Annotated in this window: 15 protein-coding genes and 2 tRNA genes; 5 read left to right on the top strand and 12 right to left on the bottom strand. The window is 38.1% G+C overall.

From position 1 onward, the window contains the following. Position 1: 1 nt before the first annotated feature. Complete coding sequence (locus ACF3OC_RS01350) at positions 2 to 799, bottom strand: ParA family protein (protein ID WP_094257684.1); 798 nt, start codon at positions 797 to 799, stop codon at positions 2 to 4. A 214-nt stretch (positions 800 to 1,013) separates the two neighbouring features. Here ACF3OC_RS01350 and ACF3OC_RS01345 point away from each other — a divergent pair, with 214 nt between their 5' ends. The 5 genes from ACF3OC_RS01345 to ACF3OC_RS01325 all read left to right on the top strand — a co-directional run bounded on the left by ACF3OC_RS01345 (position 1,014) and on the right by ACF3OC_RS01325 (position 3,223). Further along, on the top strand, positions 1,014 to 1,535 hold the full coding sequence (locus tag ACF3OC_RS01345; protein WP_094257683.1) for an NADPH-dependent FMN reductase: 522 nt from the start codon (positions 1,014 to 1,016) through the stop codon (positions 1,533 to 1,535). A 129-nt stretch (positions 1,536 to 1,664) separates the two neighbouring features. Next, positions 1,665 to 2,381 carry a DUF1080 domain-containing protein gene (locus ACF3OC_RS01340; RefSeq protein WP_094281042.1) on the top strand — a complete coding sequence of 239 codons (717 nt, stop codon included), beginning with the start codon at positions 1,665 to 1,667 and terminating at the stop codon, positions 2,379 to 2,381. A 138-nt stretch (positions 2,382 to 2,519) separates the two neighbouring features. Further along, the gene (locus ACF3OC_RS01335) at positions 2,520 to 2,882 is read left to right on the top strand and encodes a DUF6686 family protein (RefSeq protein ID WP_094281041.1); all 363 of its coding nucleotides are present in this window, start codon (positions 2,520 to 2,522) and stop codon (positions 2,880 to 2,882) included. Between the two features lie 179 nt (positions 2,883 to 3,061). Beyond that, positions 3,062 to 3,139: transfer RNA gene (locus ACF3OC_RS01330), tRNA-Val, on the top strand. A 6-nt stretch (positions 3,140 to 3,145) separates the two neighbouring features. After that, a tRNA-Val gene (locus ACF3OC_RS01325) sits at positions 3,146 to 3,223 on the top strand. Between the two features lie 138 nt (positions 3,224 to 3,361). Here ACF3OC_RS01325 and ACF3OC_RS01320 read toward each other — a convergent pair. The 11 genes from ACF3OC_RS01320 to ACF3OC_RS01270 all read right to left on the bottom strand — a co-directional run bounded on the left by ACF3OC_RS01320 (position 3,362) and on the right by ACF3OC_RS01270 (position 16,429). Further along, on the bottom strand, positions 3,362 to 3,655 hold the full coding sequence (locus ACF3OC_RS01320) for a GIY-YIG nuclease family protein (RefSeq protein ID WP_094257680.1): 294 nt from the start codon (positions 3,653 to 3,655) through the stop codon (positions 3,362 to 3,364). A 214-nt stretch (positions 3,656 to 3,869) separates the two neighbouring features. Continuing rightward, positions 3,870 to 4,286, bottom strand: coding sequence for a thioesterase family protein (locus tag ACF3OC_RS01315; protein ID WP_094257679.1), 417 nt, complete (start codon positions 4,284 to 4,286; stop codon positions 3,870 to 3,872). Positions 4,287 to 4,301: 15 nt separating this feature from the next. Beyond that, on the bottom strand, positions 4,302 to 5,873 hold the full coding sequence (locus ACF3OC_RS01310) for an NAD(P)/FAD-dependent oxidoreductase (RefSeq protein WP_094281040.1): 1,572 nt from the start codon (positions 5,871 to 5,873) through the stop codon (positions 4,302 to 4,304). 15 nt (positions 5,874 to 5,888) lie between these two features. Continuing rightward, on the bottom strand, positions 5,889 to 7,481 hold the full coding sequence (locus ACF3OC_RS01305) for an indolepyruvate oxidoreductase subunit beta family protein (protein ID WP_094281039.1): 1,593 nt from the start codon (positions 7,479 to 7,481) through the stop codon (positions 5,889 to 5,891). After that, positions 7,478 to 9,637 carry an indolepyruvate ferredoxin oxidoreductase subunit alpha gene (locus tag ACF3OC_RS01300; protein ID WP_094281038.1) on the bottom strand — a complete coding sequence of 720 codons (2,160 nt, stop codon included), beginning with the start codon at positions 9,635 to 9,637 and terminating at the stop codon, positions 7,478 to 7,480. Before ACF3OC_RS01300 ends, ACF3OC_RS01305 begins: the two co-directional genes overlap by 4 nt. Before the next feature lie 35 nt (positions 9,638 to 9,672). Then, positions 9,673 to 10,440 carry a cyclase family protein gene (locus ACF3OC_RS01295; RefSeq protein WP_094281037.1) on the bottom strand — a complete coding sequence of 256 codons (768 nt, stop codon included), beginning with the start codon at positions 10,438 to 10,440 and terminating at the stop codon, positions 9,673 to 9,675. 15 nt (positions 10,441 to 10,455) lie between these two features. After that, positions 10,456 to 11,544, bottom strand: a complete 1,089-nt coding sequence (locus ACF3OC_RS01290) for an LLM class flavin-dependent oxidoreductase (protein ID WP_094257674.1) — start codon at positions 11,542 to 11,544, stop codon at positions 10,456 to 10,458. Positions 11,545 to 11,584: 40 nt separating this feature from the next. Further along, positions 11,585 to 13,888, bottom strand: a complete 2,304-nt coding sequence (locus ACF3OC_RS01285) for an FAD-dependent monooxygenase (protein ID WP_094281086.1) — start codon at positions 13,886 to 13,888, stop codon at positions 11,585 to 11,587. Positions 13,889 to 13,899: 11 nt separating this feature from the next. Next, positions 13,900 to 14,352, bottom strand: coding sequence for a flavin reductase family protein (locus ACF3OC_RS01280; RefSeq protein WP_094257673.1), 453 nt, complete (start codon positions 14,350 to 14,352; stop codon positions 13,900 to 13,902). 18 nt (positions 14,353 to 14,370) lie between these two features. Beyond that, complete coding sequence (locus ACF3OC_RS01275; protein ID WP_094281036.1) at positions 14,371 to 15,615, bottom strand: styrene monooxygenase/indole monooxygenase family protein; 1,245 nt, start codon at positions 15,613 to 15,615, stop codon at positions 14,371 to 14,373. Positions 15,616 to 15,646: 31 nt separating this feature from the next. Continuing rightward, entirely contained in the window at positions 15,647 to 16,429 is a 783-nt protein-coding gene (locus ACF3OC_RS01270) for an SDR family oxidoreductase (protein ID WP_094281035.1), read from the bottom strand. Positions 16,430 to 16,485: the final 56 nt, after the last annotated feature.

The raw sequence follows: 16,485 nt of genomic DNA, 5'->3' as shown, positions 1-16,485 counted from the left end.
ACTATACTGTTACAGTTTGCTTATTCTCTTTTAATAATCCATTCTTCTCCAAAATTTCGCGTGCGAGATTCAAGTAGTTAATTGCTCCTTTGCAGGATGCATCGTGCATAATTACTGAAATTCCGAAACTTGGAGCTTCACTTAAACGTGTATTCCGCTGAATAATTGTGTCAAATACTAAATCATGGAAGTGAGTCCTAACCTCTTCTACCACTTGATTAGACAATCTCAAACGAACATCATACATGGTTAATAATATCCCTTCGATCTCCAATTCTGTATTTAATCTTGTTTGAACGATTTTAATCGTGTTCAACAATTTACCTAGTCCTTCTAGTGCAAAATATTCACATTGAACGGGGATAATTACGGAATTTGAGGCTGTTAAAGCATTGATTGTAATCAAGCCCAAAGATGGTGAACAGTCAATAATGATAAAATCATAATTATCCTTTACTTCATCCAACAGGCGTTTCATTTTATATTCACGCTCTTCCAAATTGATCATTTCAATTTCCGCACCTACCAGGTCAATATGCGCAGGTAATAGATCTAAATTTGGCGTATCGGTTGCTTGAATGGCTTCTTTTGCTGTCACATCATTCACCAAACATTCGTAAATGCTTGTTTTGATGGCGCGAGGATCAAAACCAATTCCAGAAGTGGAGTTTGCTTGTGGATCTGCATCCACCAACAAAGTCTTATATTCTAACACAGCTAAACTCGCAGCAAGATTTATGGAGGTGGTTGTTTTACCAACTCCTCCTTTTTGATTGGCTATGGCAATAATCTTTCCCATTGTGATTCCTCAATTTTTGAAAATAATGTTGATCGGCATAAATTTACTTCGTTATGCAAATTAACATACCTTAATGATATTCGACACTTAAATGATGTTAAATTTGCTAATTTTGAAGCGAATCTTATTCTACCAAGTCAGGATGCTAAGATACGAAAAATAGAATTAGGTATTGATACCGAACGCTATTGCTTTTTACAAGTAACATCAAACAATGAATTTAATTATCTCAGGTACAAATAGAAAACATTCTAACTCTTTAAAAGTTGCAAAATTTTACTTAAAGGAATTAGAAAAAAGAGGGGAAGACTTTGATATTCTTTCTCTTGAGGATCTTCCTGCAAACATCATTGAAACTGATATGTACGGAAAGAGAAGCGAAGCATTTGCAAAAATTCAAGAAAAAGTATCCCAAGCGAAGAAATTTGTCTTTATCATCCCTGAATATAATGGTAGCTACCCAGGAATTCTAAAATTATTTATGGATTGCTGTGCATTCCCAGCTTCATTTTATCACAAAAAGGCCGCACTAGTAGGAGTTTCAACTGGAAAATATGGAAATATTCGCGGTGTTGATCACTTCACAGGTGTCTGCAATTATATGCGAATGCATGTATTACCTTTAAAAATCCATATCCCTCTCATTCAAAACGAATTAAATTCTGAAGAAGAATTTCATGACCCAATTTCTTTGAAATTTATCATCGAACAGATTGATGAAATCGAAAGATTTTAAGCAAAACAATAACTTAAAATTCTCTTTGTCAAAATCTTTATACACTTGCCTCGGTCGAGTTGATCATAATTTTTTTTGCTATTAATTGTTTACATTTAATTCTGTTTTCAATTAAATAAATCAACAACTATGTCAACCAACTACTTCAAGACTTTGGTAATTATTCTTACTCTAGGATTAGCTTCATGCAATCAATCTAGTAACTCTTCATCCAATAATACAAATTCCGACTCTACATCTTTTTTTAACAACAAGGACTTAACAGGCTGGCATGTTTATAATCGTGGCAATATGGAATCAAAATGGAAGGTTGACCAAGGCGAATTAATTTGCGATCCTAAGGGGAATGGCGAATTTGGCGATTTGGTGAGCGATGGAGAATATGAAAATTTTGAGCTTGATTTTGAATGGAAAGTAAAAAAAGGTGGGAATAGTGGAGTATTTATCAATGTAAAAGAAGATAGCAGCTATACGGCAACCTTTGCTACTGGATTAGAAATGCAACTTTTAGACAATGCTAATGCAGAACCGAGACATCAGGTAGACTCAACACACTGGGCTGGATGTTTATACTCTGTTGAATGCATAGGTAGCAACTCCAAACCGAATGCCTTTGGAGAATGGAATAAAGGGAAGATAAAACAAAAAGATGGCCAGGTTACTTTCTGGTTAAATGACAAAATCACATTTCAAGATAGTATCAATACACCAGAATTCAAACAAAAGGTTGCAAATAGCAACATGAAGAACTATCCTGCTTTCGCAACCTTTCCAAGAGGAAAGATTGCTTTTCAAAACCACACTGATTCAGTTAGCTTTAGAAACATCAATATTAAAGAACTTTAACTCTAACGACAAAATATAATAGAAATGTCATATTGGGAAGTTTATTTATAATCATTCTAAATAATATCTACTTTTACTCCTGCAAAGAAAACAGTTTCAATTATACAAAAGTCCTGTTTACCCGCATGAATGATAGGCATGCGGGTAAGGCAGGCACAAAAAACGGCTCCGACACATATGGATAACTGTCGACTAAAAATACTCTCCAAACACGACCAAGGGTTCATTAGCATGCCTGAGGATCAAAATATCATTCATCTTTGTTTCAATAATCTCCTAATTAATTTTAGTAAAGAGGATTTTATCACCTTTAGAAGAATTGTAAAAGACATTTATTTAGAAAATAGTCCAGTTTCATTTCCTGATGGTCGACAAAGGATATTATTGAATAGTCCATATTTAGGGATAAACTTCTCTTTCGATCATTTTGAAATGACAGAACTTGTGAGAACTTTAGATGAAGCCTATTACATGGAAAGAATCTACTCGTTCCTGCAGTAGAAGGTAATATCTCAAATAAAATCATAATAAATTTTCCGAGTATAGAAGGAACTTTTAGATCGAATTTCAAATTAATTATTTGGATTTGAATTATTTGTCGAAATTCACATAAAAAATATCTACAAAATATTTTGTAAATCAGATTTTACCCCTATATTTGCACACCGCAACAGGGAAAAGGAGAATTAGCTCAGCTGGTTCAGAGCATCTGCCTTACAAGCAGAGGGTCACTGGTTCGAATCCAGTATTCTCCACCAACAAAAGGAGGCTTAGCTCAGCTGGTTCAGAGCATCTGCCTTACAAGCAGAGGGTCACTGGTTCGAATCCAGTAGCCTCCACCAACAAAAAAAGCAACTCAATTGAGTTGCTTTTTCATTTTACTAACTTTCTACCTTTCGAGAGAAGACCTTACTAAATTCAATTATTAATAATTAATGTTAAAACATAACCTTAATTAATGAAAAGAGAGATTCCATAGATTAAATCTTATCATTTAGAAATTCCCAATTCTTGTTCTTAGAATTTATTAATTCTTCTTTCATTTTTCTCGACATGCTATCAATTTCCTTTTCTCGCTTTATAGCATCCACCACTTCTGCAAAAGCTTCAAAATATATAAGGTAAAATACCTTATATTTCTTGGTGTAAGCATTTTGAGATAAAGTCATCGACTGATGAAAGAGAAGCCTGCTCTTCAGGTTGTTAGTAACGTCAGAATAGAGAATCGTTCTATTCGCGTTTGTTAGGATGTAGACGAAATAAACTAAAGACATATTTTACTTTTTCCACAAGTAAGCATTTTACTATTAAAAAAACATTCCTTAAAAGTAAAGTTTTTGTTTACTAAGCAATAGTCATTGAGAATCAGTATACATATATTGATATAATCTAATAGATAAATTTTAATTATTGGAAAATATCGAATAAACTTAACCCCAATTCCTATAAAGAAACTAGGAAATGAGGATTCTCAACATTCAGTTTTTCTTATTCTTGAATAAATCTTTGAATATTTTCTCTTACACTGTTCGACCAAGGTTGAGATTTTAATTGATCTTGAGATAGACCAACATGTACAAGTGTGCATTCGCCTTGCAACACTATCCGATCTTCAAACGCGAATTTAAAATTATAGGTTAATGAAGAATTACCAAGTTTGGAAACCGTTAAACTTTTGACAAAAACATCCCCTAGTCTAGCCGGAGAGACAAAGGCTACTTTTAAATCCGCTGTCGGTATCCCTTCGCCATGATGTAATTCCTTAAATGGAAATCCTAATTCTTCCTCAAACCAATCCTCCACTAATTCATTCAACATCTCCATAAATCTTGGATAAAAAACAATACCAGCAGCATCACAATGCTGAAATTTTACTTTTTGCGTCTTAGTAAATACTTGTCCCATACTCACGTTTGATAATTATTTTATTTTTTGAGAAACTAAAAATCCAGAACCGCCACTTAGCCCGGGGCCAGGATGAGTCGAAGCTCCGATATGAAATAAATTTTTTATAGGTGTTTCATGATTCTTTACAGATGACATAGGTCGCCATAGCAGGTATTGATCTAGATTACATTGACCTGAATATGGATCTCCATGTACTAGATTGATATTAGTTTCCGAAAGCTCCTTAGGAGACATGATTCTTTTATAAATTATTGCATCTTTTAAATTCGGGATATAGGTAGATATTCGATCAATGATTCGATCAGCATAGGCTTCAGATAATTCCGTACTCCATACACCCTGACAAAGTCCATCCAATTCTCCACCAGCATCAGATTCAGGATAATTTGGACATTCAGGCAATTGGATCCATAAAACATGTTTTCCATCGCTTGCCCGCGAGGGATCTACAGCTGTAGGCTGTGCTATACAGATTGTTCCTTTTGATGGAAGTTGCTGTCTAACTGCTTCATTAACTGCTTTTGAAACATCATTAATTCCATCCGTCAGGTGCACATAGGTCACATCTTGCAAGGCCTCTTGAACCCAAATTGGCTTTTCTTTCAATATCAGATGAATTTGCATATTTCCTTTTCCATACTTGTATTGTTTGGTTTGTTTTACCACTTTTTGAGCAATCTGAGACTGATCTTTCAACAAGCTACCATATAGCTGTGTCGGGGTTACATTTGCCACAACATGTTGGGCCATATATTGTTCCTTATTTGCTAACTCCACCCCTTCTACATTCCCTTTATGATCACAAAGAATTCGCTCTACATGGCAATCGGTATAACAACTTCCACCGTTATTTTCAATTATCTTTTTAAAAGCATCTACAATTTTATAACTACCGCCTTTCACCAGTGGCAATCCAACCATCTCAATACTCATTGCAGTAACCTTAGCCATGGTCGAAGAAAGAGGACTCTCTGGAGACAAACCAGAGTGTAGAACCCATGGAGCGAGATTCGCTAAGAGTGCTTTTGACGAGAAATAATCTGGTAAATCGTCACGCACACTTTTTAAAAACTCCTGTGCATTTTCAGATGATTTCGAAATCCCTTGCTTCCAAAGGTACTTTGCCAAGAATTTCCCCATTTTTAGGGTCATGATTTCACCACCTAAAAACGTGAATAAAATCTCAGCATGCTGATTCACCCAATCCATCTGTTCATTAAATCGATCTCCATCGCCAGGACTTAATTTGTTAAAGGATTCAATATTCTTTTTTCTATCCGTTCCTAATATTGACCATTCTAAATCAGTGGTCAATGCCCCTGTAGGGACATCATTTGAAACAAAAAATACACCTTCATTTTCCAAATCCTCTTTTAAAATAGGATAGGCCGCAGAAGTAACGAATAAAGGATATGCAGTTGAGAACGTATCAATCACACAGCCTTCCACTCTTTCACTTTGAATACATCCTCCTAACTTAGATGACCTCTCAAACACAGTGACTCTCTTTCCTCTTTTCGCCAATAAAGCAGCACATACCAAGCTGTTTATTCCACTACCTATTACTATTACGTTCTGACTCATATAATTTTTTCTATTTTAATGATTCATTGAACTTTCTGACCTACTTTCTAATTCTGCTTCTACCAATGCGATTTGACCTTGCAATTGTTCTGCCTCATGGTTTTTCAAACCATACTCGATCAATTGCGACAATTGACTTTCTATTCCAGAAACCCCTTTATGTTTGACCGCCAACTCATTCAACATCTTGAATTTTGAATGCCCACGAGCATAAGTATCACCATAACCTTTTTTCAAACGATAGGTTCTTGCTAATTGAACTGCCAGATCATAGTTCACCTCTACAACTTCAAATAACCTGTTAAACCAACCCTCTATATTTTGCATTTCTTCAAAATGTCTTAAAGTTTTTTTACGGTATTTTTTCATACCTCCCAATGTATATAACATGGTAAACCAAAAAACATTATGTGTATTCATTCGACGATCTTTATCCAAATATTTTGTAAAAAATCGTTGTGCCGACTCACTATTTTCCATTTTCTTACCAAGTTTTACAGGCATAAACCCAAAAACTTCTTCGAAACGAGGGTGGAAATAATCTGTAGTTTTCACGATTTCACCCTTTTTAGCTCCAACTTGACCAAATACCGTCTCCCAACGTTCTGCTCTAGTCTTGACATCTGCAACATTTACCAAATCATCATAGGCCATTGCAAGTGATAAATACCTCGCCACAGACTGTAGCAACTGATTATTCTTTTCTGGATGCTTCTTTTCAACATCAGCAAACTTCTTTAACCTTCCAACGTATTCTTTAGCCCATGCCACATCACCCCATTCTATTAGATGTTTTACCCCAGCAAAAACAATGGAATGAGTATTTTCAGGCAATGTGGTTCTGATTTCTGATAAAACTTCATTTAATTTCTTTGAGCTTGTCGTCTCTGGCATCTGATCAAAAACCGCTGGTTTTAATTCAGGCACAAATGGAGTGGCTTCCTTAGCGGATAAGCCTAAACCTACTAAGCCGAATGCGGCCTTAAATGCTGCCAAGCTGGTTGAAACTGCGACCCCACCGTCTTTGATGGTATTTTCAAATTGCTCCACCCTAAAGGGCAGAGAATTTGATGCAGCTAAAGCTCCAAACAATGTTGCTGAGATAACACTTTTATTATTATCTGCTAACTCCTTTAAGTTCGCATAAACACTGGATTTAGCATATTTTCTAGAGAGTTCAAAAATGGAGGAACCATCAAGGATACCATCCCCAGGTTTTTCTTTTTCCTGTATGGCAAGATTCCGATGCGTAGAAAAGATTAATGTTGTTTTCTTACTGACGAATCCTCTTTGGATGGCCCGTCCAGCTTCAATTAATTCAGTTGCCATGACCACATCCACATCCTCCGGTGCTGGCATCTGAGCAAGGACTGGTGATACTTTTTTACCATCCTGCATTGGAATTGCAGCTTCAGGAAATAATTCCAAATAATACACAGTAGATCCAGTACGTTGGGCAACTCCTGCAATAGTTGTGGATTGCGCCCAATATCCATTTTTTGAAGCTAACTGAACAATCCACTGCGTCAATACTCCTCCGCCATCTCCTCCAACAGCAATTATTGCAACTTTAATAGGTTCTATTATGTTTTTACCTTCTTCCATCATACTGTAATTTGTTTTGACGCCCTACGCTTCTGTAAAAAATTAATAATGCTATACTGAAATTTATAAACTAATTTCTCCATAAAACCAGCATTGCGAATCACTTTGGCACTATAAAACGCAGGACATAAAGCTGCAGCTTCCGCCACTTCACCACAATTCCCACAAGCAACACAAGACTGCTCGATATGTGCAACTGGATCTTCACGCAATGGATTATCCGTATATTTTAGAGTCAAAGACGGACAACCAGACAAACGCATGCAGGCATGATCCCCTGTACAAACTTTTGCATCCACTCCAAATTTCTCACTCTCAACTCGCTTACCTTCTTCTACTCGTTTCTTAAATATTCGTTTCTTACGTCGCTCCTTATTTAAACTACATTCAGATTGAGCAATAATAACCTTGGGACCCTTTTCTTTTGTTGTAAGTGCCTTGGTCAGTTCTTTGACCATCCTCTCCACATCATAAGTCCGATCTACAATCTTTACATACTTCACTCCGACCCCTTTTACAGCATTTTCAATGGGATTGTTTGTGGTTCTAAGGAAATTAAATGCTCGTGAAGATGGAATATCCTGACCACCGGTAGCTGCCGCATAATAATTATCAATGATGATAATCAATCCATCAAACTTATTATAAACAGCATTCCCAATTCCTGAGGTCAATCCATTATGCCAAAAACCGCCATCACCCATAATGGCGATTGGCCGCTTTTGTCCTTCTTGAGTGGGGGTATTGAACAAATTGAATGCTGCTGCGGAGGAAGCACCTAACCCATATCCCATTGTAGTAGCACCAATATTAAATGGTGGTAAAATAGAAAATAGATGACAACCAATGTCGCCAGCAACATGATGCTGACCAAGTTTTTCCTGAACTATTTTTAAAGCCGCAAATATCGGCCGCTCAGGACAGCCTGTACAAAATCCTGCAGGCCTAACAGGAACCTGCTCCAACAACTGTTTATTGTCTTCTTCCGTAATTTTCTTGGTGAATATCTCTTTCTGTTCCGAACTTAAATTCTCCCCAATGGCTTCAAAGAATTTTACTAATCCTTCTTTGACAACCCCAATTGTATAATCTCCAACTTCTGGCAAAACATTCTTACCATAAAGCTTACAGTCAATTCCATTTTTATGGAGTAGATAACCAATATTCTGTTCGACATAGTTTGGTTGAGCCTCCTCAATCATCAATACCGATTTTTTACCTTTACAAAATTCTAGAACCTCATCAGGAATAACCGGATATGCCACATTCATTACATAAATAGGAACTTTCACATTCCCTAAATTATCTGACAAACCCAATGCTACCAAAGAGCGATTTAGGTTATTGAACAAGCCTCCCTGAACAATAAAGCCTATATCCTCCCTTTCTCCTGAGAGGAATTCATTTATTTTATGATCTTTAATAAATTGGATTGCCTTCGGCAAACGAGACTCCACTTTTTCTTTTTCATGAAGGAAAGTAGCTGGTGGTAAAACAATTCTACTTACATCTCTTTTAGGTTCATTTAAACAATCACTAATCTTTACCTTGGGCTTTTGATTATCCTTGGCAATAAATTGTCCATGTAAATGACAACTTCGAACTCTTAACTGTAATATCACAGGAGTATTGCTTGCCTCAGAAAGCTCAAATCCTAATTCTACCGATCTGACAATACTTTCTAAATTCGGTCTGGGATCAAGCATCCAGATTTGAGATTTCATTGCAAAAGCATGAGTCCGCTCTTGCATAATGGATGATCCTTCACCATAGTCCTCACCAACAATCACCAATGTCCCACCTGTAACACCTCCTGAAGCTAAATTGGAAAGTGCATCTGAAGCGACATTCGTTCCTACAGTTGATTTCCATGTGACAGCACCCCTAACGGGGTAATAAACCGATGCAGAAAGCATCGCTGCTGCTGCAGCTTCGGAAGCTGAATTTTCGAAATAAACCCCAAGTTCTTCTAAAAGAGGTTCAGCATCTGCAAACACATCCATCAAATGTGAAATTGGCGAACCCTGATATCCACCCACATATCCTACTCCACACTGCAACAGAGCTTTAGTTACGGCCAATATTCCTTCTCCATGGAATACCTCACCTGCTCCCTTGCGAAGAGTTTCGACTTCTTTCTTAAATGATTTTTCAGCCATAATCTTCTTTATTAATTTGATTGAAGGGGTATGTTTTACCCCTCAACTATAGCAAATACGCGCAGTGGACTGCCCGAGCCGTCTTCTATTTTCAATGGTGCTGCTACTACGACTGCACCTCGAGCCGGCAATTGATCTAAATTGCGTAGACATTGTAACCCATATTTCCCAGCTCCATGCATCAAAGTATGACATGGCAATGGAAAATCCCACACAAAAGACATCCCTGCATCCGTATTTAATGTTTCTACTCCAAAACCTAATACATCCTTACTGATAAGATATTCCACAGCCTCTTTACTTGGACCAGGAGTATGATTCAACCCGTCTTCTCCTTGGTTTAAAAACTCTGGACCTATAGCTCTTTTGTGCCAATCGGTACGAAACAAAACCCATTCCTTTGCCCGTAATTCCCCATGTTTTGCTTCCCAATCTTGAATAAATTCCGGAGTCAGCACAAAATCTGGATTAGCGGCTACTTCCTTTGAAGCATCAATAACCTGAGCGGCTGCCATAAAATGTTCCGTTGGTATAGTATCTACGGTATTATTCTTATAATCCTTGCCCGTAACCCAATGCACAGGTGCATCAAAGTGGGTCCCAAAATGCTCTCCTAAAGAAATATTATTCCAATACCATCCTGGACCAAGTTCATTATATCGAGATATTTCTGTTTTCTTGAAGGTAGCAACCTGCCCAAACTCTGCAGGCAATGGCAATCCTGGAAATGATTCATTCAATGTATGGGTCATATCCACAAACCGGATGGAACCCGAGCTAATAATATCTTGTAATGATTGCATAAGTTTATATTTTGGTTAACGAATTCCTCTCTCTACTAGGATGGGTAAAACATTATCCCTAAAATACGGGAACTCCTCCGCATAATCGAAGAATGATAATGTAGTACCTTTAAATCCCGCTTCATGTAATGCGATGAGACCATCTGCAACTTGTTGAGGTGTACCAATTAATGGAAAACCTCCATGTCCCAAGGCCATACCTTCACGGATACTGTTTAATAAATCATGCGGAAAACTATGCGCATGTGCAAACTGTAAATTGATCAGATTATCGGTTGCAGCCCAATCTGCATTATCCAAAATCCGCTGACGCTCCGCTAAAGCTTCCTCCTCCGTTGGGCGACAGATCACATGTGAAAAGGTCAGAACATTCACATCTCTTTGCGCATCAACACCTTTTTGTTTTAATTCTGCAATTTCTGCTTTTGACCGCTCTAAATCAATAGCTGGAGTAAATAGAAAATCTGCATTTGCTATGGCAAATTCACGACCTTGACCCGAACCTGCCGCATTAAAAATTGGAGGCATACTTGAAGGTCTCGGATTGCCATAACTTCTGGTCGTATGGAAATATTTTCCGTCAAAATTGAACGGATCTTCCTCTGTCCATAATCTTTTAATAAAATTAAACCACTCTTGAGCATAGCCATAACGGGTTTCATGATCCTTTGGCAAGGGAATCCCTAAGGCATCGTACTCAGGTTTATTCCAACCAGCAACGATATTCAAACCAACACGGTCTGAACTAATCTGTGCAATAGTTGCTATTTGTTTAGCAACAACTACCGGGTGGTTGGCTACTGTATGAATAGTTGCAAAAACAGTAATCTGCTTCGTTCTTGCCAATAATGCAGTTGCCCAAGTAACGGTCTCCATTACCTCGCCGTGAAAATCCGTTTCACCAGCATAGCCAACCCATCTTGCAATAGGAAGCATAAAATCAATACCTGCCTCGTCAAGCATTAATCCCAATTTTAAATTATTCTCCCAGTTCGCTCTCCAGCGATCAGGAAGCTTCGAAACAGTCATTCCGCCACCACAATTCGTGGAGAATGTCCCCAATAAAAACTTGTCTTTTTTAAGAAAGTTATGTTTCTGTATCATAGTTATATAATTTGGTTAGTCTTTCAATTAAATTCAAATATTACTTATGACTTTGCGGCTTTAAGGCGACTTTCATCTTCTCAAACTCACGACGCATCCATTGCTGGCTCTTATATAATTGCGAAACTCCAACCTGATATGGGCCTGGAATCATTCCGTTTAAGGACTCCTGCTCATAAGCTGCACTTTGCAACACAAAACCCGGATTGACCAACATCGCTTTCCCCAAGGCAACTAGGTCTGCGCGATCCGCAAGTAAAGTTGTATTAATTTGATCTATTGTAGTAAATTGTCCTATTGCCATAACTGGAATATCAACATCATGCTTTATAGCATCTGCCAATGGAACCTGCCACATCGGACCTTCTTTGGTAACTTGATCTGGAACCGTTCCGCCAGAAGTCACCGATATTAAATCTACCCCTGCATCTTTAAACGCCTGGGCAATCTTTATTCCTTCTTCAATCGTATTTCCACCCTCTTTCCAATCCTCAACAGAAATTTTTACAGATATTGGTTTTCTAGAATCTACAACGGAACGAATGCTTCTGAAGACTTTCAGCGGAAATTTTAATCTATTATCCAAACTACCTCCATACTCGTCTGTACGCAGATTAGTTAATGGTGATAAAAATGACCCTAATAACATCCCATGACATGCACTCAATTCAATCATATCAAAACCTACTTGGTCAGCTCTTTTGGCAGCTTCAGTAAATTGCTGAAGCACATAATCCAGATCCGCTTTTTCCATAGCTTTTGGTATTTGATAACCTATTCCAAATGCTTTATCTGATGCTGAAATCACTTGCCACCTATCTTTTGAATCAAGAGGTTGAAATCCTCCCTCCCAAGTTCTCGAAACTGAACCTTTACGACCTGAATGGCCTAATTGAATCCCAATTTTGGTTTCTGAATTTTGATGAATAAAATCCACAATGCGCTTCCAAGCATCTGCTTGCGCCTCAGTATAAATACCTGCGCATCTTGGACTAATCCGCCCATCCACATCAACAGCCGTCATTTCTGACATAATCAATCCTAAGCCCGCTGTTGCTCGTGAGCCATAATGCATCAAATGCCAATCATTTACTACCCCTGCATCTGCTGCATACTGGCCCATGGCACTCATCACAACCCGGTTATTCAAATTCAATTCGCGTAAGTTAAAAGGACAAAACGCAGGTGATTTTCCCGATTCTGTTTGCTGCCTACGATTAAAGGCCTCCAATACTTTCCTCGTAAAACTGCCATCCCGAATGGCTTGGTTTTCATAAGTCACTTTCCTTGACCGGGACATCACATCAAATGCAAAAGCCATAAAATCAGGCTGCTTAATATGTCTGTCCATCGATTCAAACCATGCCATTGAAATATTCGCCGCATTCTGGATCGACTCAACCCGAGGTCTAAAGGTATCTTCATAATGAGCGAATATCTTTTGAACATCGCCTTCATTTTCTATAACTGAATTGGATAAGGCAATAGCTTCTTCCATCGCCAATTTAGTCCCTGACCCAATTGAAAAATGAGCAGATGCAACCGCATCCCCTAATAAAATGACATTATCTTTATGCCACTTTTTATTCGTAATTAATGGGAAACTCCTCCAATGAGATTTATTTGTTAATAATGGATGACCATCTAATTCCTTTGAAAATATATCCTCCAACTTTTTCTTAGTGCCAATTTCATCATCGACTACGAATCCTGCATTTTGAAACGCCTCCTCGGTAGTTTCAATAACCCAAGTACTCATTCCTTCCTCATATTGATAACTATGGGCTACAAATGGTCCAAACTCGGTGTTTTTGAAAAAATAGGTAAATGCATCCAAAGGTTTCGTAGAACCCATCCAAACAAATCTGTTTTTCTTTGGAATAACAGTGGTTTCAAAATCTGATTGTAATTTTGAGCGAATTAAACTATTGATACCATCTGCTGCAATGATCATATCGCTATCTGATAGTTCCGATAAGTCCTCAATCCGATGACGAGAATGTATATTCACCCCTTCTTCAAGACAACGTTGGGCAAGCAATTCTAATAATGTTTTTCTAGAACAACCACAAAAGCCATTACCTGTTATTCGAACCACCTCCCCATCACGATAAACATCCAGGTTATCCCAGTAAGCAAACTTACTGCGAATTAAATCATAAGATCGAGCATCCTTGGTTAAAAACTCACTCAAGGTTTCATCTGAAAAAACAACCCCAAACCCAAAAGAATCAGTTATGTTGTTCTGCTCATAAATATTGATTTCAACATGAGGCAATGCTTTCTTAACAAGAATTGAAAAATACATCCCTGCCGGCCCACCACCAACTACAGATATCTTCATGTCTTTTTTAATTAATTGATTTTTGTATATGATCCTTTCCAATATAAAATAGGATCCTGTTCATTGCATTCAAAGTGATTTACACGACCTACAAATAAAGTATGATCACCTTCCAAATGTTGCGAAACAACAGAGGTCTCAAAATAGGCAACCGCGTCTGGAATAACCTTTGCCCCATGAAAATCCTTGAACTCAACAATGAAATCATCTTGTGGAGAGCCAGAAAAATGTCTGCTCCATTTCTCCTGATGATGCGCTAGGATGCTAATTGCATATTTATTACTCTCCTTTAATAAGGAATGCATCCTTTTATTATTATCAATGGATATCAATATTAGATTCGGATCCAATGATACAGACATGAAACCATTAGCAGTCATTCCATGCACCACACCTTCATGTTCTGTCGTAATCACAACAATCCCAGTTGCAAATTTCCCGCAGGCATTTCTAAACTCTCTCATAACCCTTTATATTTTGTGCTAACTCATAACTTTTGAAACATGTGTCGCAATTACCTCCTCTGTTAATCCTGCATCAAACCACCATGGTGTAAACTTCGAAGGATCACTGAAATTATTCGCAATTAAATCCGCTAAAGACTGCGCTTGTGAAGCAGCTCCCATTAGATTTAAAATATGTGGAGGGGGAGGAGTCAACATGGAATTTGTCCAATTCGTAACCGTTTGAGCGTAATCGTAATATTTCTCAAAAGTCGCATTCATCCATTCCTCTGTATAAGCTTGATCTCCACGAGCAATGATCTCATCTAAATAAACCTTGCTACACTTGGACGCATTATTAGACCCTTGACCCGTTATAGGATCATTAACAACCACGACATCTGCAACACCAAAAACTTTACCTCCATTTGGTAATGTAGCAACAGGCTTACGAACCGTTGGAGCAAAACGCCCAGCTAGGATTCCATTATCATCAGTTAAGGTTACATTCAAACAACGCTCATATTCCCAAGGCAAGAAGGTCTTCAAAATCCATAAACTTTTTTCCAAATGTTCCTCTGGCGTTTTCACATCAGCCCAACAATCCATCGGACCACCCGGTATACCTTCAAATACCATAATTTCGCAATAGCCATTGATGGTTTCGGAAGGAAAGACAAAATATTCTCCTACTCCCGGAATTAAATTAAAAGAAACCTTAGAAAATGGAGTGCTTGGAACCATTCCTTTTACATAGGTTAATGCTAAAGCACGTTGTGGAGCATCAAAAGGGCTTCTGGAGGCATCGCGCTCAAAGGTCTTAACAATATCCCCCTTACCCGCAGCAACCAATACTAAGTCATACTCCAAAGTCATCTGTTCCATCTCTGGAACTCCAACATCTTCAATCACAAATTTTCCACCCAACTTTTCAACCTCTTCAATTAACCTAGGCATCTTTATACGTTGGTCAACAGCCTGAGCATCATGCGTTAATCGGCCAGCCCAAGTAAATAGTTTCTCTCCAGGAACCTCAGGATTAGGAACAGTTACCCCTAATCCTTGAACCGGAGGACAGGAATCATCCCAATAATTTATTCCTATTTCACGTTCATTTTGTAACGCCATATCAAACATACATTGACTCGACATTACTTTTCCTGTTCTTATTTGTTCGGGAGTCCGGTTACTAAAAACAGTAACCTCATAACCACCGTTTTTTAATAGACCAATTGCTGTTTGTAAACCCGCTTGGCCAGCTCCTACGATTGCAATTCTTCTCATAATCTTATCTTTTGTTTATTTTGGATTCTTTTTATTTCGCCAATTTTGGAAACAAGGGATCATGTTGCTCCGGCCCTTGCGCACTATATCCCCCGTCTACCACCGTCTCACTCCCTGTCATATAGGAAGCTTCACCCGAAGCCACAAAAGCAACCACATTCGCAACCTCCTCAGCATTCGCAACACGATCCATTAAATTAAATGGACTAGTCACCCGGTTAGCATGCTCACGATCGTTCTTTGTCAACCCTTCAAAAGGCAATGACCAGATATGACCCAATCGGATCATATTAACACGGATCTTGTCAGCCGCATATTCTAATGCCTGAGTTTTTGTCAAATGAAGTAATGCTGCTTTTGAAACCGGATAGGACCACCGTTGGATATGAGGAAAAACACCAGAAACTGAACCAATATTGATGATATTGCCGCCAGACTGCTTTAAATAAGGACGCACCATTTCTCCAAAAATGGCAGCTGATACAACATTGGTATTTAAGGTATTCAACCAAGTTTCCCGGCTGGTAGAGGCACCATCATCGCCGTAGGCGGCAGCACAATTTACCAACACATCAACCCGACCATATTTATCAATACAAAAGTTTAATAGATTAGATAATGCTGAATCGCTAGTGATATTTGTGCTCACAAAATCAAATTGATCCCCATAATGACCCTTAAAATCCCTTTCAGAACCTAAATCCAAAGCACCAACCACAACATGGGCACCTAATTGAATAAATTTTTCAGCAATCGCAAGACCAATCGTTGCGGCACCTGTAATAAGACATACCTTTTGCTCGAAGCTTCTCATAATAATCGTGTTTATAAACCAAGGCGTAAATTGGATAACCTCAGTTGGCTGTTAGA

The organism is Sphingobacterium cellulitidis, from assembly GCF_043187465.1.
GTDB classification, from domain to species: Bacteria; Bacteroidota; Bacteroidia; order Sphingobacteriales; family Sphingobacteriaceae; genus Sphingobacterium; species Sphingobacterium cellulitidis.
Note: the sequence above shows the minus strand (reverse complement) of the source record. Positions and strands in the feature narration are given on the sequence as shown.

Excerpts from the sequence above, each read along its gene's own strand:
- ACF3OC_RS01350 (WP_094257684.1), bottom strand. The coding sequence starts at position 799 with ATGGGAAAGATTATTGCCATAGCCAATCAAAAAGGAGGAGTTGGTAAA.
- ACF3OC_RS01345 (WP_094257683.1), top strand. The coding sequence starts at position 1,014 with ATGAATTTAATTATCTCAGGTACAAATAGAAAACATTCTAACTCTTTA.
- ACF3OC_RS01340 (WP_094281042.1), top strand. The coding sequence starts at position 1,665 with ATGTCAACCAACTACTTCAAGACTTTGGTAATTATTCTTACTCTAGGA.
- ACF3OC_RS01335 (WP_094281041.1), top strand. The coding sequence starts at position 2,520 with ATGCGGGTAAGGCAGGCACAAAAAACGGCTCCGACACATATGGATAAC.
- ACF3OC_RS01320 (WP_094257680.1), bottom strand. The coding sequence starts at position 3,655 with ATGTCTTTAGTTTATTTCGTCTACATCCTAACAAACGCGAATAGAACG.
- ACF3OC_RS01315 (WP_094257679.1), bottom strand. The coding sequence starts at position 4,286 with ATGGGACAAGTATTTACTAAGACGCAAAAAGTAAAATTTCAGCATTGT.
- ACF3OC_RS01310 (WP_094281040.1), bottom strand. The coding sequence starts at position 5,873 with ATGAGTCAGAACGTAATAGTAATAGGTAGTGGAATAAACAGCTTGGTA.
- ACF3OC_RS01305 (WP_094281039.1), bottom strand. The coding sequence starts at position 7,481 with ATGATGGAAGAAGGTAAAAACATAATAGAACCTATTAAAGTTGCAATA.
- ACF3OC_RS01300 (WP_094281038.1), bottom strand. The coding sequence starts at position 9,637 with ATGGCTGAAAAATCATTTAAGAAAGAAGTCGAAACTCTTCGCAAGGGA.
- ACF3OC_RS01295 (WP_094281037.1), bottom strand. The coding sequence starts at position 10,440 with ATGCAATCATTACAAGATATTATTAGCTCGGGTTCCATCCGGTTTGTG.
- ACF3OC_RS01290 (WP_094257674.1), bottom strand. The coding sequence starts at position 11,544 with ATGATACAGAAACATAACTTTCTTAAAAAAGACAAGTTTTTATTGGGG.
- ACF3OC_RS01285 (WP_094281086.1), bottom strand. The coding sequence starts at position 13,888 with ATGAAGATATCTGTAGTTGGTGGTGGGCCGGCAGGGATGTATTTTTCA.
- ACF3OC_RS01280 (WP_094257673.1), bottom strand. The coding sequence starts at position 14,352 with ATGAGAGAGTTTAGAAATGCCTGCGGGAAATTTGCAACTGGGATTGTT.
- ACF3OC_RS01275 (WP_094281036.1), bottom strand. The coding sequence starts at position 15,615 with ATGAGAAGAATTGCAATCGTAGGAGCTGGCCAAGCGGGTTTACAAACA.
- ACF3OC_RS01270 (WP_094281035.1), bottom strand. The coding sequence starts at position 16,429 with ATGAGAAGCTTCGAGCAAAAGGTATGTCTTATTACAGGTGCCGCAACG.